The sequence below is a fragment of the Photobacterium marinum genome (assembly GCF_000331515.1).
GTDB classification, from domain to species: domain Bacteria; phylum Pseudomonadota; class Gammaproteobacteria; order Enterobacterales; family Vibrionaceae; genus Photobacterium; species Photobacterium marinum.
The window spans coordinates 1-4,646 of sequence record NZ_AMZO01000053.1; the positions used below are offsets into that span (position 1 = coordinate 1).

A 4,646-nucleotide genomic window follows, 5' to 3' on the forward strand; every position below is an offset into this window, starting at 1 on the left:
TGTCACGACATAATCACGGCCGGTACCGGTGTTGATTTCACCGCCTTCCCCGAACACAAATGACTTATCGTTACCTGCGCCCATAAAGACATGGTTGATACGTCCGGCAACCACCGCTGTATCATTACCGTCACCGCCGAACATCATGTTTTCACGGCCCATCAGCACACCCATGTCATTACCTTCACCGCCGGTGAAGATATTAGATGTACCGGTAGCGTAATAAACATCATCACCGCGACCGCCCCAGAAGTTGTTGTTATCCCCCAGGTACGCTCCCAGATCCTTGCCGTCACCACCCCAGTTGAAGTTGTAGTTACCCAACGAGACATTGATGTCGCCATCGCCTTGCAAGTGACCGCTGTTTCGAAGGAAGTCAAATGTCTGCTCCTTCATATTCAGCAGATCTGCCGTCAGGTTGTCCTTCAGGTTTTCAACCAGTGACTTCATCTCCGTTTGCTTGTCCTGACTGAAGATAGTCGCAAACAGGTTCGGCAGGTTCAGGGCATTAAAGCCAAACGCACGTTCCTGCTTCGTACTGTCAGCGGAAGCTGTCTGCTCAACTGCAGTCTGTTCAGCAACAGCGGTATTTGCACCATTTACAGACACAGAAGATTTATCTTCTTCCTCGTCCGGCGCTTTTTCTTTCAGGCCATGGCTTTCTGCAAACGACTTAATGCCATCCGCACCCATGTCGATACCAGATTTCAGGCTGTCCAGTAGCTTTGCCGGATCCGTGAAGGCCTGAAGCTGATCGCCACTGAACTCACCAATCACTTCCAGCATTTCCTTCAGGATCGCCACACCGTCAACCGACTCACCATTTCGGGATACGATATGACCGCCAGCGGTGTAATCAACACCGAAAATATCACCCAGTGTTGTATCAGCACCGACACCGGCCAGTTTACCCAGCAGCTTATTCTTCAGCTGACGAGGTAGATCTTGCGGGCTGTAGGTGAAAGTGGTTTTCGCCTGACCGGTTGCCGAGAACTGCTGCGTCATCAAACCAAACAGCGAGCCCAGGTTGGTGTCCAGAATCGACTGGACATTGTCTCCGAACATGAAGTTCCAGTTACCCGTAGTTATCTGGATATCGGCCCCCTGACCGCCCACCGCAAAGTTAAATGCCAGCTTCTCGTTTGCCTGGCGGAACTTGTCTGCCCGGCTCATCTTACTGGTGTCACTGTTACTGTTGCCGCTCAGCCACTTGTTGTACTGTTTGTTCAGCGTAGCCTCAGCGTCATACTTCAGACCACGGCTGCTGCGCTCATTGTGCGAGTCCAGCTCAACCAGCGAGGTGTAATCCACGCTACTGCTTTGATCCAGACCAGACATATCCTTAACGAACTTCTTCGCACCGGACAACGTCCATTGCTTCTCCTGAGCAGCCAGCCAGTCCTGCCCTTCACCGGAGCGGGCTATACCTTGCAGTACACCGGAAATGCGTGATGCACCATCAAACGGATTGACCAATGGCGGTGTCGGAATCGACTTATCCATCATCACGATCAGATCGTTACTGCGGCCCATATTGAAGCTAACATTACGGTTACCGATAAACATCTGGGCACCTTCCAACGCCTGATAACCGGCCATGTCGAAACTGTGCTTGCTGTCACCGTTACCCACGTGGACCATCACGTTGTTATCACCAAATGCCAATGACTTAAAGCCACCGGTACCAACTTTGATACCTACATTCGACGTACCCCAGTTAACGGCGGTAAATTCACCGTCCCCCACATTCACCTGGATGTTGCCGGAGTAACTCAAATGACGGTCAGAGCTATTTGATGAGGAGGTTTCCACACTATTTTTACGTTTTTCAGGAGCGGAAAAGACATCACTGTTATCACCAATTGCACCACGGGCAGGCGCATCGCTGTCACCCTGGCCAACTCGGGCAAGATCGATATCGCCTTCGGCAATACCGTTGCGGATTGCCTCATTATGAGTCAACACTTCACCCTGCTCACTCCAGCTAAGAACAACTTTATTATCAGCTAGCTTATGGGCCCACTTATCATCACCATCACGAGTGTACTTACGGCCAGTTTCATCAACCGCCATTTCAGTACTACGCGCTGCTACATCACTTCGGATACCCTGCTCATCCATCGCTGTAACAAAACGGCGGGCAAAGCCTTCCTGCTTATCGTCACTCACCAGTGAACAACCGACAATACTGATGTGATCCGGTTTAGCGGTGATATTTTTAGCCTGGCTGAAATCCTGGTTAAACTTAGCCAGCTTCACCGCCAATTCATCTGCACTGTAACCACTCAATCGGGTGTTATTAGTTTCAGACTCATCTCGCCCGTGACCCACTACCTGCCACCGCAGCTTGCCGGACAACTGAGACGGTTCACCGTAAACCACATGGTATTTACCGTCCGCATCAAGCTGAACTACCACACTGTTTTCAGGGTGCTTACCAGCTAGGCGAGCTGCAGCTTTCGCAGCCACCGGATCGTTTTCCGTCTGGATAATGATCTGGCCGTCAAAACGGGTTTCACCTCCATCGGCCTGCGGTGAAACAGCGACGCGTTTCCAGCTATCTACGTTACGATTCTGCGCCTTCGTTACAGAACTCAAACTCGCTTGATGCAGGTCCTTAAATAGCGTTTTAAGCTCATCAAAAGAACGATGAACTTCCACTTTCTTCTTTTTCGGGTTGTAAAGGAAAGTTTTAATCTGGCTGTAGGCAAAATGCTGACCAGTCCAAGGATCAATAATTTTTGCAGAATCTGATGTTCCACCAATTCTTACAAATACATGGTCCCCAGAACCTTTCAGCTTCAGAAGCTCTACTTCACCCTGGAAATTGTACTTATCCATCATGAGGTGTGCCGCATATAGCGCACGATCACCACAGTTACCCACTTTGTAGCTCTTCAGTGCTTCAAAGTAACGTACCATGTCATGTGGAAAGTACATATTTCTAATATTGTTAATATTAGTCAGCGTCTGCTTCCATTCCGCTTTTACGCGTGCACTGTCTGACTCAAACTTCTTTGGATCATAGAAGTTTGTCTCACTCATGACAGTAGAGGACTTGTTCAAGTCTCGAATAACTTGATCCAAAATCTCAGATGGCTGCAAAGTGTCAATGGTATGTACAACTTTACCATCTTTTTCACCGCCTAACTCTTCAAGTTGACTATTACTGCCACCATTAAGCTTCTTAGACAACTCATCCCTTGCATCCAAGAACGCATGGGAGCGCTTCTCATCTTTCGTGAAGAGTGGCTTATCTAATCCGGCATTCCATTTATCATTGAACGCCCCCCGGTAGCTTGCATTAATCGCCACCTGCTGGAAGTTAGAAAACTCCTGTGGGTTGCGGATGACTACTGCGCCCTGCTCATTCACATTGAAGTAAGTCTGAATGGAGCCTTTACCTTCACCCAAGCCATCTTCTTCGAAGAAGCTCTTCGGTACAAAGAAGGTCGCTGGGAAATTGTCCGCCATTACAGCATAAGGATTTGCATCATCGGCACCGTGGTGAACCATTTCCAGGCCGTTCGTTCTGCCCAGACCGGTATTTATCACGTCCTTAAGCTCTTTCAGGCGATCATTCACAATACCAATGCTCGCCCCGTCCTTCTTATTGTAAAGCGCTTCATTGTCATAGAGCTCTTTGTACTTAGGCGTTAAGTCTTCGTAGGTAACTGACTCTTTCCACTGTTCCCATGTTAACGGCTGCTTAACCTTATCTTTCGGCCCTAAATCACCGTAGGCATGCATCACTGTAAGCAGGTCATAGTCTGCAGTCATAGGCTGCTTAGATATTGGATCACCAATCACTTTGAACGGTGCCAGCTCGCCATCTTTCATATAATGAACTTGCCACAGCTCTTTACCATCAACCGTTACTTTATTCAGGAAGAAAGATACAGTCTGGTCACCATTGGTCGCGGTTGTTTTATACATACCGCTTTCTGCATCAAGCTCAGGTGCCGTCAATGAATGGTATTTTGAGACCAGATCATCAACCCGACGTTGATTCAGATACAGATCCGCACTTACCGCATTACCGGACTGAATAGATTGCTCGGCATAACCGTTAAACTTCTCAAGGTCTCTTCTTGCCGATGCTTTTGCAAACGATTGATCAACCGGAATGAAACCGGACATTGGCCCCCAGTCAGAACTTTTCGCCTTAACAAACAGCCCCTTACTGCTGTACATCTTAGAGTCGATCAGAGACTTAGACTTCTCATCGACAGGACGAACACCAATAATGACATTTTCCCGGTCTGCTATTTTCGCCAACACTTTCTGATCAGCCTCAGGCATACCAAGTTCAATCATTTCTGGTTGTTTGATTGGCTCAAGCACTAAATCACGGGATTGATAGTTTTTCTGGCTAGGATCCTGCTCCGATACTGTATCGGTTTCCGAAACTATCGTTTTTTCGACAGAATTATCGTTACCTTGCTCAAGGTCATGTTTAGTTGCTACTTGGCGGTTTTGCTTCTTGGCTGCAATTTCAAGTTGAGCTTCCTGCAATGCCTGACCGTATTTAAACAGTGCCTTTGGCGTCCAGATACCAACATTCGGCGTCCAGGTATGACCGATCAACTTATCCGCACCACCGGCCTTTAGTACCTTCGCCACAGTAGTTGAACAGTTCTTAGTCA

1 protein-coding gene is annotated in these 4,646 nt (G+C 48.3%); it reads right to left on the bottom strand.

What is annotated here, in order from left to right; translation table 11 throughout:
• Positions 1-4,646, bottom strand: a 4,646-nt coding sequence (locus tag C942_RS25560; protein ID WP_232428214.1) for a C80 family cysteine peptidase, incomplete at both ends; no start/stop codon positions are given.